This is a genomic window from Streptomyces sp. NPDC004031 (assembly GCF_053604375.1).
The window spans coordinates 130,959-155,741 of the sequence record NZ_JBSGHL010000012.1; the positions used below are offsets into that span (position 1 = coordinate 130,959).

A 24,783-nucleotide genomic window follows, 5' to 3' on the forward strand; every position below is an offset into this window, starting at 1 on the left:
GAGGCCGACCACCGTGACGACGTTCCCCGACACCCTCCCGGCCGCGGTCCCCGCGGCGTGGGACCACGTCACCCTCGGCGACGGCATCGGTGTGCCCGTCGCGATCGGCGGCGACCTGACCCCGGACCTGCTGCTCGCGGCGCACCTGCGCGGGGTGTTCTGCCTCCCGCGGTGCGAGCCCGCCGACATCGCGCACAACGCGGCCACCTACGGGCCCGACGTACAGGCCGGCGACATCCCGCTGCTGCCGTCCGCGTCCGATCCGTACGCCCGTCTGTGGTGGTCGCCCACCACCCGGTACGTCCTGCCGGTCGGCGAGGTCCACCTGGGACGCACACTGCGCCGGGCGATCCGCGCGAGCGGGTGGACCACGACCGTCGACCGCGACCTCGACGCCGTGCTCGACGCGTGCCGGGCCGCGCGCAGCCCCCAGTGGATCACCCCGGAACTGACCGACTGCCTGCGCGCGCTGCACCGCGCCGGATGGGTCAGGAGTGTCGAGGTCTGGAACGGGAGCCGGCTGGTGGGCGGCCTGTTCGGGCTCGCCGTCGGGCAGGTCTTCGTGATGTCCTCCGCCTTCCACACCGAGCCGGACGCCGCCAAGGCAGCCATCGCCGACCTCGCCCGCCGGTCGGCAGAAGGGGGCATCCGGCTGCTGGACGCGCAGGTGCGGACGGACTACACGGTCCGGCTCGGCGCCCGCGGCATCCCGCGCCGGGAGTACCTGGACTGGCTCGCCCCCAGCCCCCTCGCTCCCGGTGTCCTCTCCACCGGGCCGACGCCGGCCGCGCGGCTCCTGGAGCAGACCTGAGCGCGGCTCTCGGCGACAATGGCGGCGCCCCGGCCGGGGCGCCGCCATTGGGCGTGATCGTGCGGCGACACCGGTGCCCCCACATGACCGTCCGGCGGTCATGTACTAGAGTTATCTCGACATCGAGATATCTGCCGAGCCGTACCGGGACCGTGGTGCAGACGGTCGCGGGGACACGCGCGCACGCACGCAACACGACGCATGAAGGAGACTGCCGTGTCGGCGAACAGCTTCGACGCCCGCAGCACGCTGCAGGTGGGCGACGAGTCGTACGAGATCTTCCGGCTGGACAAGGTCGAGGGCTCCGCCCGGCTGCCCTACAGCCTCAAGGTGCTGCTGGAGAACCTGCTCCGCACGGAGGACGGCGCGAACATCACCGCCGACCACATCCGCGCGGTCGGCGGCTGGGACTCGCAGGCGCAGCCCAGCCAGGAGATCCAGTTCACACCGGCCCGCGTGATCATGCAGGACTTCACGGGCGTGCCCTGCGTGGTGGACCTCGCCACCATGCGCGAGGCGGTCAGGGAGCTGGGCGGCGACCCGGCCCGCATCAACCCGCTCGCGCCCGCCGAGCTGGTCATCGACCACTCGGTCATCGCCGACCGCTTCGGCACCCCCGACTCCTTCGCGCAGAACGTGGAGCTGGAGTACGGCCGCAACAAGGAGCGCTACCAGTTCCTGCGCTGGGGCCAGACCGCCTTCGACGAGTTCAAGGTCGTCCCGCCCGGCACCGGCATCGTTCACCAGGTGAACATCGAGCACCTGGCCCGTACCGTCATGGTGCGCGGCGGCCAGGCGTACCCCGACACGCTGGTCGGCACCGACTCGCACACCACGATGGTCAACGGCCTGGGCGTGCTGGGCTGGGGCGTCGGCGGCATCGAGGCCGAGGCCGCGATGCTGGGCCAGCCGGTCTCCATGCTCATCCCGCGCGTCGTCGGCTTCAAGCTCACCGGCGAGCTGCCCACCGGCACCACCGCGACCGACCTGGTGCTGACCATCACCGAGATGCTCCGCAAGCACGGCGTCGTCGGCAAGTTCGTGGAGTTCTACGGCGAGGGCGTCGCCGCGACCTCGCTCGCCAACCGCGCCACCATCGGCAACATGTCGCCGGAGTTCGGCTCGACCGCCGCGATCTTCCCGATCGACGCCGAGACGGTGAGCTACCTGCGGCTGACCGGCCGCTCCGAGCAGCAGGTCGCGCTCGTCGAGGCCTACGCCAAGGAGCAGGGCCTGTGGCTGGACCCGGCCGCCGAGCCGGACTACTCCGAGAAGCTGGAGCTGGACCTGTCGACGGTGGTGCCGTCCATCGCCGGCCCCAAGCGCCCGCAGGACCGCATCGTGCTGGCGAAGGCCGCCGAGCAGTTCGCCGTGGACGTGCGCAACTACGTCACCGACGACCAGGAGGCGGGCAAGGAGTCCTTCCCGGCCTCCGACTCCCCGGCGCCCTCCGGCAACGGCGTGCCGTCGAAGCCGACCCTGGTCACGGCCGAGGACGGTTCGACCTATGAACTCGACCACGGCGCGGTGACGGTCGCCGCCATCACCTCGTGCACCAACACCTCCAACCCGTACGTCATGGTCGCCGCCGCGCTGGTGGCCAAGAAGGCGGTCGAGCGGGGCCTGACCCGCAAGCCGTGGGTCAAGACCACGCTGGCCCCCGGCTCGAAGGTGGTCACCGACTACTTCGACAAGGCCGGCCTGACGCCGTACCTGGACAAGCTCGGCTTCAACCTCGTGGGCTACGGCTGCACGACCTGCATCGGCAACTCCGGCCCGCTGCCGGAGGAGGTCTCCAAGGCGGTCAACGAGGCCGACCTCGCGGTCACCTCGGTGCTGTCGGGCAACCGCAACTTCGAGGGCCGGATCAACCCGGACGTCAAGATGAACTACCTGGCGTCCCCGCCGCTGGTCGTCGCGTACGCCATCGCCGGCTCGATGAAGCTGGACATCACCCGCGACGCGCTGGGCACCGACCAGGACGGCAAGGCGGTCCACCTGGCCGACATCTGGCCGTCGGAGTCCGAGGTCAACGACGTCGTGGCGTCCGCGATCGGCGAGGACATGTTCCGCACCTCCTACAGCGACGTCTTCGCGGGCGACGCCCAGTGGCAGGCGCTGCCGGTGCCGACCGGCAACACCTTCGAGTGGGACGCGGAGTCCACCTACGTCCGCAAGCCCCCGTACTTCGAGGGCATGACGATGGACCCGGCGCCCGTCACCGACATCTCCGGCGCCCGGGTGCTGGCCAAGCTCGGCGACTCGGTCACCACCGACCACATCTCCCCGGCCGGTGCCATCAAGGCCGACACGCCGGCGGGCCAGTACCTCACCGAGCACGGCGTGCAGCGCCGTGACTTCAACAGCTACGGCTCGCGCCGCGGCAACCACGAGGTCATGATCCGCGGCACCTTCGCCAACATCCGGCTGCGCAACCAGATCGCCCCCGGAACCGAGGGCGGCTTCACGCGCGACTTCACCCAGCCGGACGCACCCGTCGCGTTCATCTACGACGCCTCGCGCAACTACATCGACCAGGGCATCCCGCTGGTCGTCCTGGCGGGCAAGGAGTACGGCTCGGGCTCGTCGCGCGACTGGGCGGCCAAGGGTACCGCGCTGCTCGGCGTCAAGGCCGTCGTCGCGGAGTCCTACGAGCGCATCCACCGCTCCAACCTGATCGGCATGGGCGTGCTGCCGCTCCAGTTCCCGGAGGGCGAGAGCGCCCTGACGCTGGGCCTGACGGGTGAGGAGACGTACTCCGTCACGGGCGTCACCGCGCTCAACGACGGCAGCACCCCGCGCACCGTGAAGGTCACCACGGACACCGGCGTGGAGTTCGACGCGGTGGTCCGCATCGACACGCCGGGCGAAGCGGACTATTACCGCAACGGCGGCATCATGCAGTACGTCCTGCGGTCGCTGATCCGTCAGTAGGACAGTGCCTCCACGGCAGTTGTAACTCGCGAGTAACACGGACCGCGTTCCCCTCGACGGGGGACGCGGTCCGTCCGTTTTGCGCGGGCCAATCCGCCGATCGTCCGCCATCGGCTGATCGGCAACGCTCTGACCTGCGGTTTTGTCGTCCCACATTTCGGACAGGTCTCAACTCGGGAAAGCTTGCCGACCAAACACGCACTTGATCTTGCCCTGCTGGAGAGAAGTGGACTATACCTGTCGGCGTCCAAGGAACCAGCTTCTGAGCGGGTTCGGGCGGGGGAATCGGCAAGCCGGCGCAGCCGGCGTTCGGATAGCGTCCCTGCCTCACTGGATGCACGGTTTCACTCAAGCTTCAACGTTCGCGGTCGTCGGCGGGTGTCGCTGCACCGCATGAGTCCTGGAGAAGGCGAGGACTTGAGCATGGGATCCGAGATCAACCGGCGCGATGCAATCAAGCGGGCGATGGCGATCGGCGTGGTGGCCATTCCGTCGGCGTCGGTGCTGACGGCGTGCGCCACGTCCAGTGGCGGGGACTCCGACAAGAAGAAGCCGGCCCCGGCCGGCTCGAAGTCGGCCGCCAATCCGCTCGGTGTCAAGAACGGCGCGCCGCTTGAGGCGTTCGTCTTCAAGGGCGGTTTCGGCGACGACTACATCAAGGCCGCCGAGGCGCAGTACAACAAGACCTACGGCACCACGGTGAAGCACACCGGCACGCAGGGCATCGGCCCGAAGCTGCAGCCGCGCTTCGCCAACAACACCCCGCCGGACTTCATGGACAACTCCGGCGCCGACAACCTCGACACCGCGGCCCTGGCCAAGGAGAACAAGCTCCTCGACCTCACCCCGCTGCTGGACGCCCCGACCATCGACGACCCGTCGAAGAAGGTCCGCGACGTCCTGATCGCCGGCACGGTCGAGCAGGGCCAGTTCGGCTCGCAGCAGATGTACGCGCTGAACTACGCCTTCACCGTCTACGGCAGCTGGTACAGCAACAAGCTGTTCAAGGAGAACGGCTGGACGTACCCGCAGACCTTCGACGAGGCCATCGCGCTCGGCGCCAAGGCCAAGACCAAGGGCATCGCGCTGTTCACGTACCCGGGCAAGTACCCGTACTACGTGCACTTCGACATGTTCCACCAGTTCGGCAAGGTCGGCGGCAAGGAGATCCTGAACGCCATCGACGACCTGGAGGACGGCGCCCTCCAGGTCGACGCGGTCAAGCAGGTCATCGAGTACTACGAGGAGCTGGCGGCCAAGAAGCTGTTCCTCACGGGCTCCGAGGGCAAGACCCACATCCAGATGCAGACCGACTGGACGAAGTACAAGGCCGCCCTGGTGGCCGACGGCTCGTGGGTGGAGAACGAGGCCGCCCCGACCATGCCCAAGGACTTCGACCTCGCGGTGGGCCCGCTGGTCGGCGGCGGCCCGAGCGACAAGCTGCCCTTCGGCACCGTCTACGCGGCCGCCGGTGAGCCCTTCATCGTCGCCGCCAACGGCAAGAACCCGACCGGCGGTATGGAGCTGCTCCGCATCATGCTGTCGAAGCAGCAGACGGACAACTTCACCAACACCATCAAGTCGCTCACCTGTGTCTCCGGCTCGTCCGAGGGTCTGACCCTCACCCCGGGTCTGGCGTCGGCGAGCGCGGCGCTGAAGGCCGCCGGGCCGAACGTGCTCAACGCGCGTATCCAGGACTGGTACAAGAAACTCAACAACGAGACGCTGGGCAACCTGACCGCCAAGCTGCTGACCGGGCAGATCAAGTCGGCGCAGTGGATCGAGCAGGCCCAGAAGGCCTGCGACGACACCAAGAAGGACTCGTCCGTGCCGAAGTTCAAGCACGTCTGATCCGCATTCCCCCTAACGGCTGAGACGAGAGCGACCGGCGACATGCGACACGGCAAGTACCGGTTCATCATCGGATTTCTGGCGATTCCTGTAGCGCTGTACGGGGTCTTCGTGATCTCGCCATTCGTCCAGGACTTCCAGATCTCCATGACGGACTGGACCGGACTCACACCCGACAAGCACTACATCGGGTTCGAGAACTACCGGAAGATCATTCACAACCACCTCTTCTGGCAGTCGCTGTGGCACAACGTGCTGCTGCTGCTGATCGTGCCGGTCGTGACGCTGGCACTCGGTCTGTTCTTCGCTTTCATGCTCAACGTCGGTGGCCGGCGCAGAGGCGCGTCGGTCACCGGCGTCCGGGGCTCGGGCGCGTACAAGATCATCTTCTTCTTCCCGCAGGTGCTGTCGGTCACCGTGATCGCCATCCTGTGGCAGCAGATCTACAACCCCGACCCGGACGAGGGCGTGCTCAACGCCCTGCTGTCGAACCTCGGCCTCGGCTCGCTGACCCAGTCCTGGCTCGGCGACCCGCACCTGGCCCTCGGCTGCATCATGGCCGTGATGGTGTGGGCGAACGTGGGCTTCTACGTGGTGCTCTTCTCGGCGGGCATGGCCTCCATCCCGACCGAGATCTACGAGGCCTCGCTGCTGGACGGGGCGAGCCGCTTCGTCACCTTCTTCAAGGTCACGCTGCCGCTGCTGGCGGACACGGTGGCCACCGGATGGGTGTACATGGGCATCATCGCCATGGACGCCTTCGCCTTCGTCCAGCTGATGTCGGTCAACTACGGCGGTCCCGACGAGAAGACCGACGTGGTGCCGCTGCTGCTGTACAAGACCGCCTTCCGGGACAACAGCCAATACGGCCTGGCGGCAGCCATGGGTGTCGCCATGCTGATCGTCACACTGCTGTTCGCCGTACTGACGCTGCGGCTGTCGCGCCGCGAGCGCATCGAGTTCTAGGGGTTCCGCGATGACCACCGAGACGATCGACGAGCTCCCGGAGTCGGCACCCCGCAAACCGGGCTCGCCCACCACCTCCGCGTCCCGCTGGAAGTGGCGCTACAGCGAGGGCGGCGTGCTCAACGCCTTCAGCCACATCTTCCTGCTGGTGTGGGGCCTGATGGTCGGCCTGCCGCTGCTGTGGGCGCTGTGGAGCTCCTTCAAGAGCTCCGGCGACATCCTCAGCCACCCGCTGTCCTTCCCGACCCACTTTCACTTCGACAACTGGTCGCACGCCTGGACCAAGGCCCACATGGGCCGGTACTTCATCAACACGATCATCGTGGTCGGCTTCTCGACCGCCGGCACGATGCTCTTCGGCTCGATGGCCGCCTACGTGCTGGCGCGCTTCGAGTTCCCGTTCAACCGGCTGATCTACTTCATCTTCGTCGCCGGTATGGCCTTCCCGGTCGTGATGGTGCTGGTGCCGCTGTTCTTCGTGACGACCAACCTGCACATCATCAACACCCTGCCGGGCCTGATCCTGGTCTACATCGCCTACTCGCTGCCCTTCACGGTCTTCTTCATGACCTCCTTCTTCCGCACCCTGCCCACCTCGGTGGCGGAGGCGGCGCTGGTGGACGGCGCGTCGCACACCCGGACGTTCTTCCAGATCATGGTGCCGATGGCCAAGCCCGGCATCATCAGCATCGGGATCTTCAACGTCCTCGGGCAGTGGAACCAGTACCTGCTCCCGCTGGTGCTGAACCAGGGCAACACCGACAAATGGGTGCTCACCCAGGGTCTGGCGGACCTGGCCGTGCAGCAGGGCTACCAGGGCGACTGGGGCGGACTCTTCGCCGGCCTGTCGATCGCCATGCTCCCGGTGCTGGCCGTCTACGTGGTCTTCCAGCGTCAGGTGCAGGCCGGACTCACCGCGGGGGCGCTCAAGTAGCGGACCCGGGAAACGGCTGCCGGACCGGCGGCCCCGTCCTTCGACGGGGCCGCCGCTCGGCGTTCCCGACCGCCCGTGCGGCGGGGGATTCCCATAACGGTGTGGCTCTCCCCCTTGACGGGACATCACCGCAAACACTCAACTTAGAGTTCACATGTTGTAGACGACGGGGTCCAACTGGTGTGCTGCTGCCGTCAAGGGGCCGTCAGGGTCCAGTCGGCCGCACCAGCCGGCCCCGTCCCGTGCGGGCAAGCGGACACGGGCCGCCTGCCGGGCAGGAGTGGATGTCGTGGACACACCGGGTTCGCAGTCGTCGCTGCACCGGGCCAACCTGGAGCGTGTCGTGCGCGCGGTACGGCTGGCCGGATCGCTCACCCAGGCCGAGATCGCCCGGAGCACGGGCCTGTCCGCCGCGACCGTGTCCAACATCGTACGCGAGCTGCGGGACAACGGGACGGTGCAGGTCACGCCGACCTCCTCGGGAGGTCGGCGGGCCCGCAGCGTGGCGCTGTCCGGTGACGCGGGCATCGTCGTCGGTGTCGACTTCGGCCACTCGCACCTGCGGGTCGCGGTCGGCAACCTGGCGCACCAGGTGCTGGCCGAGCAGTCCGAGCCGATCGACGTGGACGCCTCCGCCTCGCAGGGCTTCGACCGGGCGGAGCAGCTGGTCGCGCGGCTGGTGGAGTCCACCGGGATCAGCCCCGGCAAGGTGCTCGGCGTCGGCCTCGGTGTGCCCGGCCCGATCGACGTGGAGACCGGCGCGCTGGGCTCGACCGCGATCCTGCCGGGCTGGAGCGGCATCAACCCGCGCCAGGAGATGACCGACCGGCTCGGCGTCCCGGTGCAGGTCGACAACGACGCCAACCTCGGCGCGCTCGGCGAGCTGGTCTGGGGCGGCGGCCGCGGGGTCAAGGACCTCGCCTACATCAAGGTGGCCAGCGGTGTCGGCGCCGGACTGGTGATCGACGGCCGGATCTACCGCGGCCCCGGCGGCACGGCGGGCGAGATCGGTCACATCACGCTGGACGAGTCCGGCCCGGTCTGCCGCTGCGGCAACCGCGGCTGCCTGGAGACCTTCACCGCGGCCCGCTACGTCCTGGAGCTGCTGCGCGGTAGCCACGGGGAGGGCCTGACCATCCCGCGGATGGTGCAGCTGGCGCGCGAGGGCGACCCCGGCTGCCGCCGGGTGACCGGCGACGTCGGGCGGCACATCGGGATGGGCGTGGCGAGCCTGTGCAACCTGCTGAACCCCTCCCGGGTGGTCCTCGGCGGCGACCTGGCGGAGGCCGGCGAGCTGGTGCTCGGCCCGATAAGGGAATCGGTGTCCCGTTACGCTATCCCCAGTGCTGCCCAGCGGCTGTCCGTGGTGCCGGGCGCGCTGGGGGCGCGGGCGGAGGTCCTGGGGGCACTTGCCCTGGTTTTGAGCGAAATGGGCGATTCCACCCTGCTGGACGGCAACCACCCGGTCGACACACCGGCCTTTTCGGCATAACTGAGCGTTCACGCTGCTAACGAAACGCGCCGTTGCCATCTCGTTAAGTGTTTACTTCTTGACGACAGGCCGTCAGCCGGAGTTGACTCACGTCCACCTCGGCCGCGGTGTTGCGGCCCTGTCAGGGAGGCAACCTCAGATGAACGCAATGACGCGTCGGATCGTCATCGGCACGGCGGCCGTTTCGCTCGCCTTCGGCATGGCGGCGTGCGGCAAGGCCGGCGGCAGCGACGACAAGGGCTCCGACAAGGCGGCGTCGTCCTCCAACGGCAGCTCGGCCAAGTCGATCGGCCTGCTGCTCCCGGAGAACGCGACCACGCGCTACGAGAAGTTCGACCGGCCGCTGATCACCAAGAAGATCAACGAGCTGTGCCCCGACTGTTCGGTCGAGTACGCGAACGCCGCCGCCGACCCGGCCAAGCAGGCCCAGCAGGTCAGCACCATGATCGCCAAGGGCGTCAAGGTCCTCATCGTGGACGCGCAGGACTCCAAGGGCATCAAGTCGTCGATCCAGGCGGCGAAGGACAAGGGCATCAAGATCGTCGCCTACGACCGCCTCGCCGAGGGCCCGATCGACGCGTACGTCTCCTACGACAACGAGAAGATCGGCGAGCTGCAGGGCCAGGCGCTGCTCGACGCGATGGGTTCCAAGGCGACGCCGTCTGCCAACGTTGTCATGATCGACGGTGACCCCGCCGACCCGAACGCCGCCATGTTCAAGGCCGGCGCCCACAAGATCCTCGACGGCAAGGTGAAGATCGCCTACGAGCAGTCGGGTCTGTGGAAGGGCGACATCGCCAACCAGAAGATGACCGCCGCCATCCAGCTGATCGGCAAGGACAAGATCGCGGGCGTCTACTCCGCGAACGACGGCATGGCCGGCGGTGTCGCCACCGCCCTCAAGGGCGCCGGCATCAACCCGCCGCTGACCGGTCAGGACGCCGAGCTCGACGGCCTGCAGCGGATCCTGGCGGGCACCCAGACCGCCACGATCTACAAGGCCTACCAGCCGGAGGCGGACGCCGCCGCCGAGATCGCGGTCGACCTGCTCCAGGGCAAGGACTTCAAGTCCGTCGCGGACACCACCGCCAAGCAGCTGAGCGGCACCGAGGTGCCCGCCAAGCTCCTGCCCGCGACCTCGGTCACCACGGCCAACATCAAGGACACGGTCATCAAGGACGGCCTGTACACCGCCGCCCAGATCTGCACCGCGGACTTCGCCGCCAAGTGCACCGCGGCCGGCATCAGCTGACCCGACGGCACTTCCGGTCCGCACGGTCCCGGCCGCTTCCACGGCCTGAACCGTCCCCGTGAACCTGTCCGGTGCCCGCCCCGCACAAAACACCCCGCTAACGGGGCGGGCACCGGACGGAAACGCTTGCGGACGCAGCTTTCCGTGAACGGGGGTCTACCCCTTCTCCGTTCACTTTGTAATCTTGTAACCCGTGCATTGCGCACTCCCTCCGCGGCTGTTCGACGCAGCACGCGGCATCCCCGCCGGTCAGGCGGCGAAGGAGATGGTTCACGTGTCCGCTACGCCCGTGCTGGCGTTGCGCGGAGTCTCCAAGCGATTCGGTGCGGTCCAGGCCCTCACCGACGTCGACCTGGAGGTTCACCCCGGAGAAGTGGTCGCCCTGGTGGGCGACAACGGCGCCGGAAAGTCGACCCTGGTCAAGACCATCGCGGGTGTGCACCCCGTGGACGAGGGCGTCATCGAGTGGGAAGGGCGGCCGGTGCACATCAACCGCCCGCAGGACGCCCAGCAGCTCGGTATCGCGACCGTCTACCAGGACCTCGCGCTCTGCGACAACCTCGACGTCGTCGGCAACCTCTACCTCGGCCGGGAACTGCTGCGCTTCGGCAGCCTCGACGAGGTCACGATGGAACAGCGCTCCCGCGAACTTCTGAACACACTGTCCATCCGGATTCCCAGCGTCCGGATCCCGATCGCGAGCCTCTCCGGTGGCCAGCGGCAGGTCGTCGCCATCGCCCGCGCGCTGATCGGCGACCCCAAGGTCGTCATCCTCGACGAGCCCACGGCCGCCCTCGGTGTCGAGCAGACCGCGCAGGTCCTGGACCTCGTCGAGCGGCTGCGCGAGCGCAACCTCGGCGTCATCCTGATCAGCCACAACATGGCCGACGTCATGGCGGTCTGCGACACCGTTCACGTGCTGCGCCTCGGCAGGAACAACGGTGCCTTCCCGGTCAAGGACACCACCAACGAAGAGATCATCGCGGCCATCACCGGCGCCACGGACAACGCCGTGACCCGTCGTCTGGCGCGCAACGCGGAGGCAGCCCAGTGAGCGACAAGACCACGATGAGCAAGCCCGTGGACGAGGTGCCGCCGCCGGCGGTCGCGACCGTCGACCCCCGGCTGCTGGTCCGGGAAGAGGGCTTCAAGGGCTACATCACGGAGTTCAAGCGCAAGCTGAAGGGCGGCGAGCTGGGCTCGCTCCCGGTGATCGTCGCGCTGATCATCATCTGGACCGTCTTCCAGGTCCAGAACAGCCTGTTCCTCAGCTCGCAGAACATGGTCAACATCGGCTTCTTCATGGCCGGTACGGGCATGCTGTCGATCGGCCTGGTCTTCGTGCTGCTGCTCGGCGAGATCGACCTGGCGGTCGGCTCGGTCAGCGGCCTGGCGTCCACGGTCTTCGCCATCCTGACCGTCCAGCACGGGGTCAACCCGACGCTCGCGGTCCTGCTGACGCTGCTCACCGGCATCGTCATCGGCGCCTTCCACGGCTTCTTCTTCGCCAAGATCGGCGTCCCGGCGTTCGTCGTCACCCTGGCCGGCTTCCTCGGCTGGGCCGGTGTCATGAAGTACCTGCTGCGCAGCACCGGCAGCCTCACGATCCAGGACAAGGGCCTGCTGCACACCCTGGGCCAGCGCTCGTTCTTCATGAACCAGAGCATCGCGGGTGCCTACATCCTGGCCACGCTCGCCGTCGGCGCCCTGCTGGTCGGCTCGCTCATCGAGCAGCAGCGCCGCCGCAAGGCGTCGGTGCCCTTCCGGCCCACCAGCGAGATCCTGTTCCGCACCGGCGCACTCGCGGTCGTCGCCTATGTGTCGGCCTACGTGCTGAACAAGTCCTCCGGTGTGCCGAACTCCCTGGTCATCTTCCTGGCCGCCCTGGTCATCTGTGACTTCGTGCTGCGCCGCACCACCTACGGCCGCAAGATCTTCGCGGTCGGCGGTGGCATCGAGGCCGCCCGCCGCGCCGGTATCAACGTGGCGATGGTCCGTATATCGGTCTTCGCGATCTCCGGCTTCTTCGCGGCCCTCGGCGGCCTGTTCCTGGCCGCCCAGCAGTACACCGCGACGCTCCAGGCCGGCAGCGGCAACCTGCTGATGCTCGCCATCGCGGCGGCCGTCATCGGCGGCACCAGCCTCTTCGGCGGCCGCGGCAGCGTCTGGTCGGCGCTGCTGGGCATGCTGGTCATCGAGTCCATCCAGATGGGCCTGAACCTGCTGAACAAGGACGACTCGATCAACGACATGATCACCGGCGCGGTGCTCCTCGCCGCCGTGGTCGTCGACTCGATCTCCCGCCGCACCCAGCGCAGCTCCGGCCGCGCCTGACCCGCGGCCGCACGGCGCCGTACGCACCACCCGGACCGCCGGGCGGACCTGGACCCCAGGACCGCCCGGCGGTCCGTCGTTCACGCCCGCGGGGCCGACGCGGCGGCGGGACGCCGACACGCCGCCGCGCGGTTGCCGGTACGGCGCGTGACAGACATCGCACGGGTCGCCCGACGCGCCGGTAACCCGAAGATTAGACTCTTCCGAAGGCCAGATCGGCCGGGAGCGACAGGCTAAGGAGGAACGGGTGGCACTGCTGACCCGTATCAACGGACCGCGCGACCTCGACCGGCTCAGCCCGCAGCAGCTCGTGGAGCTGTCCGCCGAGATCCGCTCCTTCCTCGTCGACGCGGTCTCCAAGACCGGCGGCCACCTCGGCCCCAACCTGGGCGTCGTCGAGCTGACCGTGGCCCTGCACCGGGTCTTCGACTCCCCGCGCGACCGCATCCTCTTCGACACCGGGCACCAGGCCTACGTCCACAAGCTGCTGACCGGACGCAAGGACTTCAGCCGGCTCAAGAGCACCGGCGGCCTGTCGGGCTACCCCTCGCGGGCCGAGTCCGAGCACGACGTGATCGAGAACAGCCACGCCTCCACGGTGCTGGGCTGGGCGGACGGACTGGCCAAGGCCAACGAGCTCAAGCGCCGCGACGACCACGTGGTCGCCGTCATCGGCGACGGGGCGCTCACCGGCGGCATGGCCTGGGAGGCGCTCAACAACATCGCCGCCGCCAAGGACCGGCCGCTCGTCATCGTCGTCAACGACAACGAGTGGTCGTACTCGCCGACCATCGGCGGCCTCGCCAACCACCTGGCCACGCTGCGCACCACCGACGGCTACGAGCAGTTCCTGGCCCGCACCAAGGCCGCGCTGGAGCGCACCCCGCTCATCGGCCGCCCGCTCTACGAGACGCTGCACGGCGCCAAGAAGGGCCTGAAGGACTTCATCACCCCGCAGGGCATGTTCGAGGACCTGGGCCTGAAGTACCTCGGCCCGATCGACGGCCACGACGTCGAGGCCGTGGAGTCCGCCCTGCAGCGCGCCAAGCGCTTCCACGGGCCCGTGCTGGTGCACTGCATCACCGAGAAGGGCCACGGCTACACCCCGGCCGAGCGGGACCGCACCGACCGTTTCCACGGCATCGGCCCGATCCACCCCGACACCGGCCTGCCGCTGTCCGAGGGCGGCGCCGACTGGACGTCCGTCTTCGGCGACGAGATGCTCGCGCTCGGCAAGGAGCGCCCCGACATCGTCGCCATCACCGCGGCGATGCTGCACCCGGTGGGCCTGACCAAGTTCGCCGAGGCCTTCCCCGAGCGGGTCTTCGACGTCGGCATCGCCGAGCAGCACGGCGCCGTCTCGGCCGCGGGGCTCGCGACGGGCGGGCTGCACCCGGTCTTCGCCGTCTACGCGACCTTCCTCAACCGCGCCTTCGACCAGGTGCTCATGGACGTCGCCCTGCACAAGTGCGGGGTCACCTTCGTCCTGGACCGGGCCGGTGTCACCGGCAGCGACGGGCCCTCGCACAACGGCATGTGGGACATGTCGATCCTCCAGGTCGTCCCGGATCTGCGGATCGCCGCGCCACGCGACGCCGAGCAGGTCAGGGCGCAGCTGCGGGAGGCCGTCGAGGTCCGCGACGCGCCCACCGTGGTCCGCTACTCCAAGGGCGCCGTCGGACCGTCGGTGCCCGCGGTCGGCCGGATCGGCGGCATGGACGTGCTGCGCGAGCCGTCCGGCGGCGAGCGGCCCGACGTGCTGCTGGTGTCGGTCGGCGCGCTGGCCCCGATGTGCCTGGAGGCCGCCACGCTGCTGGACGCCCAGGGCATCACCAGCACCGTGGTGGACCCGCGCTGGGTCAAGCCGGTCGACCCCGAGCTGCCCGCGCTCGCGGCCCGGCACCGGCTCGTCGTCACCGTCGAGGACAACGGGCGGGCCGGCGGCGTCGGCTCGGCCGTCGCCCAGGCGCTGCGCGACGCGGAGGTGGACGTGCCGCTGCGGGACTTCGGCATCCCGCAGCGCTTCCTGGAGCACGGCTCCCGCAAGGACGTGCTGGCCGCGGTCGGCCTGACCGCGCCGGACATCGCGCGCCAGGTCACGGGCGTGGTCGCGACCATCGACGGGCGCTTCGCCGACGAGGCCGCCGAGGCCGTGCCGGCCGAACCCGAGGCGGGCTGACCCCCGCTCCCAACGCCGCCCGGCCGCCGGTCCGGCAGGCCGGGCGGCGGCGTTCCCGTGGCCCCGGGAACCCCGTTTCCCGGGGGCCCGGGGCCGATGGTAGAAATGCGCGAAGGCAGTGCCGATGATCGAGGTGGCGTAGCAATGACGGAGTCCAAGGGGCCCGGTACCAAGGGCGGTTCGGCAGCCCCGACGAAGAAGCGCAAGGGCCCCGTCGCCCGGCTGCGGCCGTACGCGGTGGGCATCACGGCCATGGTCGTGGTCTTCGGCATCTCCGCGCTGGTCGGCGCCCACGTCCGGGCGGGCAAGGGCGACAAGGTCTCGGAGCCCACCGGCGCCGTGGCCGCGGCGCAGCCGAAGTCCGCGGACGACAGCCCGACGCCCACGGCCACCCCCACCGGTCCGAAGCTGGACATCCCGGTGGCCCCGTCGGTGCCGGTCACCGTCACGGTCTACGAGGACCTGCGCAGCCCCGACTCCAAGGCCTTCCAGGAGGAGTACGCGGCGACCGTCCGGCAGCTGCTGGCGACCGGGCAGGTGCGCTTCCAGTACCACCTGGTGACCGCCTCCGACGCGCAGTACGGCGGCAAGGGAGCGGCGGTCGCGGCCAACGCCGCCGCGTGCGCGCAGGACCAGGGCCGCTTCGAGGACTTCGTCGACGAGCTGTGGAAGGTCCAGCCGGCCGACCCCAAGGACGACGCACTGGCGAGCGAGAGCCTGATGAAGAAGCTGGCCCACAAGGCCGGCAAGATCAAGGCCGGCACCTTCGAGCCGTGCGTGGAGCAGCGCGACCACGAGGGCTGGGTGAAGAAGTCCCAGGACGACTTCACCGCCTCCGGCTACGGCGCGGTGCCCGTCGTCCTCATCGACGGTGTCCAGGTCAAGGACGTCTCCACCCACCTGACCCCGCAGACCCTGAGCTTCCAGGTCAAGGCCGAGGTCGACAAGGTCATCTCGGAGCACGCGGCAGCGGCGACGGCCACTCCGAAGACGGAGGACTGACCGCCGGCGGCCCGCGCGCGTACGACGAAGGGGGCCGGTCCACCGCGGTGGACCGGCCCCCTTCGTCATGCCGCCCGTCAGGCCGGGACGCTCGCCACGCCCGGCGCCAGGAACGGCTTGCCGTTCACCCGGTGCGAGACGCCCTCACGGTCCAGGTACGGCGTGATGCCGCCCAGGTGGAAGGGCCAGCCGGCGCCCGTGATCAGGCACAGGTCGATGTCCTGGGCCTCCGCGACGACGCCCTCGGCCAGCATCAGCCCGATCTCCTGGGCCACCGCGTCCAGCACCCGCTCGCGCACCTGCGCCTCGGTCAGCACCCGGTCGCCCTGCTCCAGCAGCGCGGCGACCTCCGGGTCCAGCTCGGGGCGGCCGGAGTCGTAGACGTAGAAGCCGCGCTTGCCGGCCTTGACGACCGCCGCCAGGTTCGGCGAGACGGTGAAGCGGTCCGGGAAGGCGGCGTGCAGCGTCTCCGAGACGTGCAGGCCGATCGCCGGGCCGACCAGCTCCAGCAGCACCAGCGGCGACATCGGCAGGCCCAGCGGCTCGACGGCCTTCTCGGCCACCGCGACCGGGGTGCCCTCGTCGATGACGTTCTGGATCTCGCCCATGAAGCGGGTCAGGATGCGGTTCACCACGAAGGCGGGCGCGTCCTTGACCAGCACCGCGGTCTTCTTGAGCTTCCTGGCCACGGCGAAGGCGGTCGCGAGCGAGGCGTCGTCGGTGGCCTCGCCGCGGACGATCTCCAGCAGCGGCAGGATCGCCACCGGGTTGAAGAAGTGGAAGCCCACGACCCGCTCGGGGTGCTCCAGCTTCGCGGCCATCTCCGACACCGACAGCGAGGAGGTGTTGGTCGCCAGGATCGTGTCCGGGCGCACCACCGCCTCCAGCTCGGCGAAGACCTGCTGCTTGACGCCCATCTCCTCGAAGACCGCCTCGATGACGAAGTCGGCGTCCCCGAAGGCCGCCGCCTTGTCCAGGTGCCCGGTCACGAGCGCCTTGTAGCGGTTGGCGGCGTCCTGCTTCAGCCGGCCCTTGGCGAGCAGCTTGTCGATCTCGGCGTGCACATAGGCCACGCCCTTGTCGATACGGGCCTGGTCGATGTCGGTCAGCACGACCGGCACCTCCAGGCGGCGCACGAACAGCAGCGCCAGCTGCGAGGCCATCAGGCCCGCGCCCACGACGCCGACCTTCGTCACCGGGCGGGCCAGCGCCTTGTCGGGCGCGCCGGCCGGGCGCTTGGCGCGCCGCTGCACCAGGTTGAAGGCGTAGATGCCGCTGCGCAGTTCGCCGCCCATGATGAGGTCGGCGAGCGCCCGGTCCTCGGCCTCGAAGCCCTGCCGCAGGTCGCCGCCGCGGGCCGCCGCGACGATGTCCAGGGCGCGGTAGGCCGCCGGGGCGGCGCCGTGCACCTTGCTGTCGGCGATGGTGCGGCCGCGGGCCACCGCGGCGTCCCAGGCCTCGCCGCGGTCCACCTCGGGGCGGTCGATCTCGATCTCGCCGCGCAGCACGGACGCGGTCCAGGCGAGCGACTGCTCCAGGAAGTCCGCGGCCTCGAACAGCGCGTCGGCGATGCCCAGCTCGAACACCTGCGGGCCCTTGAGCTGCCGGTTCTGGTTGAGCGAGTTCTCGATGATCACGGTGACCGCGCGGTCGGCGCCGATCAGGTTCGGCAGCAGCGTGCAGCCGCCCCAGCCGGGCACCAGGCCGAGGAAGACCTCGGGCAGCGAGAAGGCGGGCACCGAGGCGGAGACGGTGCGGTAGGTGCAGTGCAGACCGACCTCGACGCCGCCGCCCATGGCCGCGCCGTTGTAGTACGCGAAGGTGGGCACCGCGAGCGACGACAGGCGCTTGAAGACGTCGTGGCCGCCGCGGCCGATGGCCAGCGCGTCCTCGTGCCGTCCCAGCAGCTCGACGCCCTTGAGGTCGGCGCCGACGGCGAAGATGAACGGCTTGCCGGTGATGCCGACGCCGGTGATCGCGCCGTCGGCGGCCTCCTTCTCGACCTGGTCGATCGCCGCGTCCAGGTTGGCCAGCGACTGCGGGCCGAAGGTGGTGGGCTTGGTGTGGTCCAGGCCGTTGTCGAGGGTGATCAGCGCGAAGCGCCCGGCGCCGGGCAGTTCCAGGTGCCGTACGTGCGCGGTCGTGACGACCTCGCCGGGGAAGAGTTCGGCCGCGCCCTTGAGGAGTTCGGTGGTGGTGCTCACTTGGCGCTCCCGGTCCCGTCGAAGTTCGGATTCTCCCAGACGACCGTGCCGCCCATGCCGAAGCCCACGCACATCGTGGTGATGCCGTAGCGCACCTCGGGGTGCTCCTCGAACTCCCGGGCCAGCTGGGTCATCAGCCGCACCCCGGAGGAGGCCAGCGGGTGACCGAAGGCGATGGCGCCGCCGTACGGGTTGACGCGCGCGTCGTCGTCGGCGATGCCGTAGTGGTCCAGCAGCGACAGGACCTGCACGGCGTAGGCCTCGTTGACCTCGATGAGGCCGATGTCGTCGATCGTCAGCCCGGCGCGGGCCAGCGCCTTCTCGGTGGCCGGGATCGGGCCGATACCCATGACCTCGGGCTCCACGCCCGCGAAGGCGTAGGACACCAGGCGCATCTTCACCGGCAGCGCCAGCTCGCGGGCGACGTCCTCGGCGGCCAGCAGCGAGGCGGTCGCGCCGTCGTTGAGGCCCGAGGAGTTGCCCGCCGTGACGCGGCCGTGCGGGCGGAACGGGGTCTTGAGGTTCGCCAGGCCCTCCAGCGTGGTGCCCGGACGCATCGGCTCGTCGGCGGTGGCCAGGCCCCAGCCGGTCTCGCCGCCCTCGGGCGTGGTGCGGCGGATCGCCACCGGGACCAGGTCCGGCTGGATCTTGCCGTCGGCGTAGGCCTTGGCGGCCTTCTCCTGGCTGCGCACCGCGTACTCGTCGGCGCGCGCCTTGGTCAGGGCCGGGAAGCGGTCGTGCAGGTTCTCCGCCGTCATGCCCATGAACAGCGCGGACTCGTCGACCAGCTTCTCCGACACGAAACGCGGGTTCGGGTCGACGCCCTCGCCCATCGGATGCCGTCCCATGTGCTCGACACCGCCCGCGACCACGACGTCGTAGGCGCCGAACGCGATGCCGCCGGCCGTAGTCGTCACGGCCGTCATGGCGCCCGCGCACATGCGGTCGATCGAGAAGCCGGGCACCGTCGTCGGCAGCCCCGCCAGGATGCCGGCGGTACGGCCCAGGGTCAGCCCCTGGTCGCCGATCTGCGTGGTCGCGGCGACCGCGACCTCGTCGATACGGGCCGGGTCCAGGCCCGGGTTGCGCCGCAGCAGTTCCCGGATGCACTTGATGACCAGGTCGTCGGCCCTGGTCTCGTGGTAGATGCCCTTCGGGCCCGCCTTGCCGAACGGGGTACGGACGCCGTCGACGAAGACGACGTCCCTCGCAGAACGCGGCACGACTAGCTCCCTCTATGTGTGTTCACTCGCCTCCCGGAACATGCTACTCGCGGGTAACCGAACGGGACAGTGCGACCCCGCGAAGCGGCGTAGGTCACACCGGAAGGGTTACTGGCCCGCCGCGGGGCGGGCGGTGAGGGCCTTGGTGACGAGCGGGGTGGTGAGCTGGACCTGCCAGGGACGGGCGCCCAGGTCCGCCAGCGCCGCGGCCACCGCCTCCGGGGTGAGGTCGGCGGGCGGGGCCCAGCAGACCCGGCGGACGGTGTCCGGGGTGATCAGGTTCTCCTGCGGCAGATGCAGCTCGTCGGCGAGCGCCGTCACCGCGGCGCGGGCCGCCGACAGCCGGGCGGCCGCGGCCGGGTCCTTGTCCGCCCACGCGCGCGGCGGCGGGGGGCCGGTGTAGGCGGCGGTGGGCTGCGGCAGCTCGCGCTCGGGCAGGGCGCGGGCGCGGTCCACCGCGGCCTGCCACTGGTCGAGCTGGCGGCGGCCCATACGGTGTCCGAAGCCGGGCAGCGCGGCGAGCGCGTGCACGTTCGGCGGATTCTCCAGCGCGGCCGTGACGATCGCGGCGTCGCTCAGCACCCGGCCGGGGGAGATGTCGCGGTCGCGCGCGGCCCGGTCGCGGGCCAGCCACAGCTCGCGCACGATGCCGATCTGCCGCCGCCGGCGCACCTTGTGCATGCCCGACGTGCGGCGCCACGGATCCACCCGGGGAGGCGGCGGCGGTGCCGCGGCGATGGCCGCGAACTCCTGCAGCGCCCAGTCCAGCTTGCCCTGCTCGCGCAGCTCCTGCTCCAGCGCGTCCCGCAGGTCCACCAGCAGCTCGACGTCGAGCGCGGCGTACCGCAGCCACGGCTCCGGCAGCGGGCGGGTCGACCAGTCCACCGCGGAGTGGCCCTTCTCCAGGGCGTAGCCGAGCACCTGCTCCACCATCGCCCCGAGCCCCACCCGCGGGAAACCGGCCAGCCGCCCGGCCAGCTCGGTGTCGAACAGCGAGGACGGGTACATGCCCAGCTCCGCGAGGCACGGCAGGTCCTGGGTGGCGGCGTGCAGCACCCACTCCGTGCCGCTCAGCGCGGCGTCCAGGGTGGACAGGTCGGGGCACCCCACGGGGTCGATCAGCGCGGTCCCTGCTCCGGTGCGGCGCAGCTGGACCAGGTAGGCCCGCTGCCCGTAGCGGTAGCCGGAGGCACGCTCGGCGTCGACGGCGACCGGACCCGTACCCGCGGCGAAGGCCGCGACGACCTCTGCGAGAGCCTCCGGGTCTGCGGTCACCGGCGGGATTCCCTCGCGCGGGTCCAGCAGCGGGACCGGCGCCGCCGCGGTTTCAGCGGATGCGGTGTCTTGGGCGTCGGTCACCTGTCAAGGGTAGCCTTGCGCCGCACCTGCCGGTGGGGCTTGCCCTGTTCGTCCGGTTACGCCGGACTCCCGGGACGAGGCGGCGCGGCCGCGCCGGCCGGGGGGCGGAACGTTACGCCCCCTGCGGCGGCGCGGCCGGGCTCAGTGGATGATGCCGGTGCGCAGTGCGACGGCGACCATCCCCGCGCGGTCGCCCGTCCCGAGCTTGCGCGCGATCCGCGCGAGGTGGCTCTTGACGGTCAGTGCGGACAGGCCCATCGAGACGCCGATGGCCTTGTTGGACTGGCCCTCGGCGACGAGCCTGAGCACCTCCACCTCGCGCCCGGACAGCTCGCGGTAGCCGTTGCCGGGGTGACCGGCGGCGCCCGGCGGGCGCCGCTGCATACGGGCGGCGGTGGCGCCGAGCGGGGCGAGCCCGGGGCGTCCGGCGAGGGAGCCGGGGGTGTTGCGGGTGCCGGTCACCACATAGCCCTTCACGCCGCCCGCGAGGGCGTTGCGCACCGCGCCGATGTCGTCGGCGGCGGAGAGGGCGAGGCCGTTGGGCCAGCCCGCGGCGCGGGTTTCGGCGAGCAGGGTGAGCCCGGAGCCGTCGGGCAGGTGGACGTCGGCGACGCAGATGTCGCGGGGGTTACCGACCCGGGGGCGGGCCTCGGCGATCGACGAGGCCTCGATCACGTCGCGAACCCCGAGAGCCCACAGGTGTCGGGTGACGGTGGAGCGTACGCGGGGGTCGGCCACGACGACCATGGCCGTCGGCTTGCTGGGACGGTAGGCGACCAGGCTCGTGGGCTGCTCGAGAAGAACGGACACCGGGCCTCCTGTGGCAAAGGGGACTGAAAGGGTCACAGTTTCCTTCGGCAGCAAGTGCCCCGGGCTTTAGGGAAAGATCACGATTTGTTGCACATTATTTCCGGCAAATCGGACGGCCGATCGAACGCCAGAGCTGCCCGCCCCGCACGGCCCGCCCGAGGCCCCCTCGGCGGTGCCCCGGGCGGCGGCCGCAGGAGCCCGTGAGAGCCCCCGGGCGGCCTCCGGGTGCGGGGTGGCGTCAGGTGCGGCGCTTGGGGAGCGGCACGACGCCCGCGGTGCCCCGCACGGGCGTGTCCTCGGCCGGCGGCAGGCCCGCGCACGCGCACAGCAGGTCGCACCAGGCGGCCAGGTGCGCGGTGACGTCGATGAGCCCGCCGGGCCGCTCCTGCGGCGTCCACGAGGCGCGCAGCTCGATCCGGGTCTCGTCGGGGCGGTCGCCCAGCCCGCCGAAGAAGTGCGACGAGGCGCGCGAGACCGTACCGCTCGGCTCGCCGTGGCCCGCGCCGTGCGCGGCGAGCGCGCCCGTCAGCCACGACCAGCTGACCTCCGGCAGCAGCGGGTCGCCGGCCATCTCCGGCTCCAGCTCCGCGCGGGCCAGCGTGACCATCCGGAAGGTGCCGGACCAGGCCTCGTGGCCCTGCGGTTCGTGCAGCAGCACCACCCGCCCGTCGGCCAGCTCCTCCCCGTCCGCGTCCGCGAGCACCGTCGCCTCCAGCGCGTACGCGTACGCGGCGAGCCGCCGTGGCGCGGTCACCTCCTCGATCCGCACCTGCGGCCGCACCCGGGCCCCCCGCAACGCGTCCACCGCGTGCCGAAAAGGAAAGGGGACCCCGCTGTCCTCGCCGGTCTCGCCGACCTGTCCATGCACCGCAGCCATGCCCGGAAGACTAGGGCGCGTGCGGGGTCCGCGTGCGCAACAACACCCGAGGCCCCGTAACCGGTCTCTCCGCGCGGCGTGGGAGGATGCGGGGTGTGAGCACGCATCAGCAGACCGCTGCCTCCCCGTTCATCCGCGCCTGCCGCAACGAGCCGGTGCCGTACACCCCGGTGTGGTTCATGCGCCAGGCGGGCAGGTCGCTGCCCGAGTACCACAAGGCGCGCGAGGGCGTCTCGATGCTCGAGTCGTGCATGCGGCCCGACCTGATCGCGGAGATCACCCTCCAGCCGGTCCGGCGGCACAAGGTGGACGCGGCGATCTACTTCAGCGACATCATGGTGCCGCTCAAGGCGATCGGCCTGGACCTGGACATCAAGCCGGGCGTCGGCCCGGTCGTCGCCGACCCCTTCCGCGGCCGCGAGGACCTGGCGCGGCTGCGCGACCTCGAACCCTCCGACGTCGGCTACGTCACCGAGGCCGTCGGCCTGCTCACCGCCGAACTGGGGCAGACCCCGCTGATCGGCTTCACCGGCGCCCCCTTCACGCTGGCCAGCTACCTCGTCGAGGGCGGCCCGTCGCGCAACCACGAGCGCACCAAGGCGCTCATGTACGGCGACCCGCAGCTGTGGCACGACCTGATCGACCGGCTCGCCGACATCACCGCGACCTTCCTGAAGGTCCAGGTCGAGGCGGGCGCGAGCGCCGTCCAGCTCTTCGACTCCTGGGCCGGGGCGGTGTCCCCGGCCGACTACCGGCGCCATGTGCTGCCCGCGTCCGCGAAGGTCCTCACGTCCGTCGAGAGCTACGGGGTGCCGCGCATCCACTTCGGCGTCGGCACCGGCGAGCTGCTGGGCCTGCTCGGCGAGGCGGGCGCCGACGTCGTCGGCGTCGACTGGCGGGTGCCGCTGGACGAAGCCGCGCGCCGCGTCGGCCCCGGCAAGGCGCTGCAGGGCAACCTCGACCCGGCGGTGCTCTTCGCGCCGACCGAGGTCGTGGAGGAGAAGGCCCGCGAGGTGCTGGACGCCGCGGCCGCGTCGGGCCGCGGCCACATCTTCAACCTCGGCCACGGCGTCATCCCCAGCACCGACCCGGACGCCCTCGGCCGCCTGGTGGAGTTCGTGCACCGCACCACGCAGGCGGCCTGAGGACACCCGGCCCCGCCGGTCACCCGGCGGGCGGCTGCTCCTTCCCCGGGCCCTGCGGCGGCACCGGGGGCGCGGCCGGAGCGGGAGGTACCGGCGGCGCGCCCGGGACGTCAGCCGCCGGAGCGGCCGGGCCGGGGCGTACGGCCACCGCTTCCGCCGGTGCCCGCCACGGGTCGGCGGCCTCCGCCCCCTGCTGCGGGTGGCGCGGCAGCCCGCCCGGCGCGCGCAGCGTCGGGGCGTCCGGGTCCGGCTCGCGCCGCGGCCACCAGCGGCGGCGCACCTCGCGGTAGGCCAGCCACAGCGCCGCCACCGCGAGCAGGAAGGGCAGCGTCACCGCCAGGACGACCAGGACGACGCGCAGGGCCACGTAGAAGGCGTTCCAGCCGTCGCGCAGGCCGTGCCCGACGGTGGTCCAGAAGCCGTCGTGGTGGGCCTTCGGCGCCTTCTTGTGCACGGGCTTCGCGGGCGGCTGGCTCAGGCTGAGCGTGACGGTGGCCAGATTCGTCCGGTCCCGCAGCGACGCCTGCTGGGCCTCCAGCGACTCCAGCGCCGCCTCGCGCGTGCTCAGCTCGCTCTCCAGCGCGACCACGTCGTCCAGGCCCGACGCCTGGTCCATCAGGGCCCGCACCCGCGCCACGCTCGCCTGCTGGGACTTCACCCGGCTCTGCACGTCCACCACCTGGCCGGTGACGTCCTGCACGCTCACCTTGCGGGACAGCAGGCTGCCCAGCCCGGACAGCCGGTCGAGCAGGGCGTCGTAGCCCGCGGGCGGCACGCGCAGCTGGACGGTGGAGGTGACCCGGCCGTCCGGTCCCGTCGTGGTGTCCTCGTCGCCGGAGTAGCCCCCGGCGTCGGCCGCGTAGGACTTCGCCTGCCGCAGCGCGTCCGCGACGTGCGGGGTGCGGACGCTCAGCTCCGCGTCGCGGATCAGGTACGACGGCGACAGGTGCGGCGTCTTCCCGGCCGGGGTGCCGGACGACCCGGCGGACGGCGCGGCTTTCCCGGCGGCGCCCTCGTCCTGGACGGCGCCGGAGCTCGCGCTGTCGCCGCTGCCGTTCCCGCTGCCGCTGCCGTTCCCGGTGCCGGGCGTGGTCGCCGCCGGGCCCGCGGCGCTGTCGCTCCTGCGCGAGCTGTCGGACTTGTCGGACGACGCGCTGCACCCGGCGACGGCGAGCGCCCCCACCAGCAGCAGCGCGGCGGCCGCGGACGCCCGGCGGCGCCCCCGGCCCGCCCGGCGCGAGCCGGACGGATGGGCGCCCGGCACGCCGGGCGCGGCCTGTCTCACACTGACCCTCATCGTGAAATCCCCCCAGAGACACGGTTGTCGAGCGGAAGTGCAGGTTTGACGGGAGTGTCGCCCACCGCGTTCCGCGACTTCGGTACCGGCACCATCACGGTCCGAACTCGATC

Annotated in this window: 18 protein-coding genes; 12 read left to right on the forward strand and 6 right to left on the reverse strand. The window is 70.9% G+C overall.

Translation table 11 applies throughout. The annotated features are described in order from the left end of the window. The first annotated feature begins 13 nt into the window (after positions 1-13). The 11 genes from ACWERV_RS10490 (at position 14) to ACWERV_RS10540 (ending at position 15,755) form a co-directional block, all read left to right on the forward strand. A complete protein-coding gene (locus tag ACWERV_RS10490) occupies positions 14-811 on the forward strand; it encodes a leucyl/phenylalanyl-tRNA--protein transferase (RefSeq protein ID WP_452931198.1) in 798 nt (265 codons plus the stop codon). 216 nt (positions 812-1,027) lie between these two features. After that, entirely contained in the window at positions 1,028-3,745 is a 2,718-nt protein-coding gene (gene acnA / locus ACWERV_RS10495) for an aconitate hydratase AcnA (RefSeq protein WP_398178138.1), read from the forward strand. A gap of 423 nt (positions 3,746-4,168) precedes the next feature. Further along, positions 4,169-5,596 carry an N-acetylglucosamine/diacetylchitobiose ABC transporter substrate-binding protein gene (gene ngcE / locus ACWERV_RS10500; RefSeq protein WP_452931202.1) on the forward strand — a complete coding sequence of 476 codons (1,428 nt, stop codon included), beginning with the start codon at positions 4,169-4,171 and terminating at the stop codon, positions 5,594-5,596. Positions 5,597-5,638: 42 nt separating this feature from the next. Next, on the forward strand, positions 5,639-6,562 hold the full coding sequence (locus ACWERV_RS10505; protein ID WP_398178144.1) for a carbohydrate ABC transporter permease: 924 nt from the start codon (positions 5,639-5,641) through the stop codon (positions 6,560-6,562). A gap of 10 nt (positions 6,563-6,572) precedes the next feature. Further along, positions 6,573-7,496 (forward strand): carbohydrate ABC transporter permease, encoded by a 924-nt coding sequence (locus ACWERV_RS10510; protein ID WP_398178147.1) that lies wholly within the window; start codon positions 6,573-6,575, stop codon positions 7,494-7,496. Between the two features lie 289 nt (positions 7,497-7,785). Beyond that, positions 7,786-8,988: an ROK family transcriptional regulator gene (locus tag ACWERV_RS10515; RefSeq protein ID WP_398178150.1), complete on the forward strand. Its 1,203-nt coding sequence runs from the start codon at positions 7,786-7,788 to the stop codon at positions 8,986-8,988. A 139-nt stretch (positions 8,989-9,127) separates the two neighbouring features. Continuing rightward, a complete protein-coding gene (locus ACWERV_RS10520; RefSeq protein WP_452931206.1) occupies positions 9,128-10,240 on the forward strand; it encodes a sugar ABC transporter substrate-binding protein in 1,113 nt (370 codons plus the stop codon). A 265-nt stretch (positions 10,241-10,505) separates the two neighbouring features. Further along, positions 10,506-11,294: an ATP-binding cassette domain-containing protein gene (locus ACWERV_RS10525; RefSeq protein ID WP_398178157.1), complete on the forward strand. Its 789-nt coding sequence runs from the start codon at positions 10,506-10,508 to the stop codon at positions 11,292-11,294. A gap of 14 nt (positions 11,295-11,308) precedes the next feature. Beyond that, a complete protein-coding gene (locus ACWERV_RS10530; protein ID WP_452931273.1) occupies positions 11,309-12,574 on the forward strand; it encodes a sugar ABC transporter permease in 1,266 nt (421 codons plus the stop codon). 247 nt (positions 12,575-12,821) lie between these two features. Continuing rightward, positions 12,822-14,753: a 1-deoxy-D-xylulose-5-phosphate synthase gene (dxs, locus tag ACWERV_RS10535; RefSeq protein WP_398178162.1), complete on the forward strand. Its 1,932-nt coding sequence runs from the start codon at positions 12,822-12,824 to the stop codon at positions 14,751-14,753. Between the two features lie 144 nt (positions 14,754-14,897). Next, positions 14,898-15,755, forward strand: coding sequence for a DsbA family protein (locus tag ACWERV_RS10540; protein WP_452931210.1), 858 nt, complete (start codon positions 14,898-14,900; stop codon positions 15,753-15,755). Positions 15,756-15,832: 77 nt separating this feature from the next. Here ACWERV_RS10540 and ACWERV_RS10545 read toward each other — a convergent pair whose 3' ends face one another. The 5 genes from ACWERV_RS10545 to ACWERV_RS10565 all read right to left on the reverse strand — a co-directional run bounded on the left by ACWERV_RS10545 (position 15,833) and on the right by ACWERV_RS10565 (position 22,228). Beyond that, positions 15,833-17,959, reverse strand: coding sequence for a 3-hydroxyacyl-CoA dehydrogenase NAD-binding domain-containing protein (locus tag ACWERV_RS10545; RefSeq protein WP_452931213.1), 2,127 nt, complete (start codon positions 17,957-17,959; stop codon positions 15,833-15,835). Continuing rightward, a complete protein-coding gene (locus ACWERV_RS10550) occupies positions 17,956-19,182 on the reverse strand; it encodes a thiolase family protein (protein ID WP_452931216.1) in 1,227 nt (408 codons plus the stop codon). The genes ACWERV_RS10545 and ACWERV_RS10550 overlap by 4 nt, the downstream gene beginning before the upstream one ends. 108 nt (positions 19,183-19,290) lie before the next feature. After that, positions 19,291-20,541 carry an HRDC domain-containing protein gene (locus ACWERV_RS10555; protein ID WP_452931218.1) on the reverse strand — a complete coding sequence of 417 codons (1,251 nt, stop codon included), beginning with the start codon at positions 20,539-20,541 and terminating at the stop codon, positions 19,291-19,293. Between the two features lie 141 nt (positions 20,542-20,682). After that, the gene (locus ACWERV_RS10560; protein WP_398178178.1) at positions 20,683-21,351 is read right to left on the reverse strand and encodes a LuxR C-terminal-related transcriptional regulator; all 669 of its coding nucleotides are present in this window, start codon (positions 21,349-21,351) and stop codon (positions 20,683-20,685) included. A gap of 238 nt (positions 21,352-21,589) precedes the next feature. Beyond that, entirely contained in the window at positions 21,590-22,228 is a 639-nt protein-coding gene (locus ACWERV_RS10565; protein ID WP_452931220.1) for a DUF3000 domain-containing protein, read from the reverse strand. Between the two features lie 95 nt (positions 22,229-22,323). Here ACWERV_RS10565 and hemE point away from each other — a divergent pair, with 95 nt between their 5' ends. Continuing rightward, on the forward strand, positions 22,324-23,373 hold the full coding sequence (gene hemE / locus ACWERV_RS10570) for a uroporphyrinogen decarboxylase (protein WP_452931223.1): 1,050 nt from the start codon (positions 22,324-22,326) through the stop codon (positions 23,371-23,373). Between the two features lie 19 nt (positions 23,374-23,392). Here the strand turns inward: hemE and ACWERV_RS10575 are convergent, their stop codons facing one another. Next, complete coding sequence (locus ACWERV_RS10575) at positions 23,393-24,670, reverse strand: DUF4349 domain-containing protein (protein WP_452931226.1); 1,278 nt, start codon at positions 24,668-24,670, stop codon at positions 23,393-23,395. Positions 24,671-24,783 lie beyond the last annotated feature (113 nt).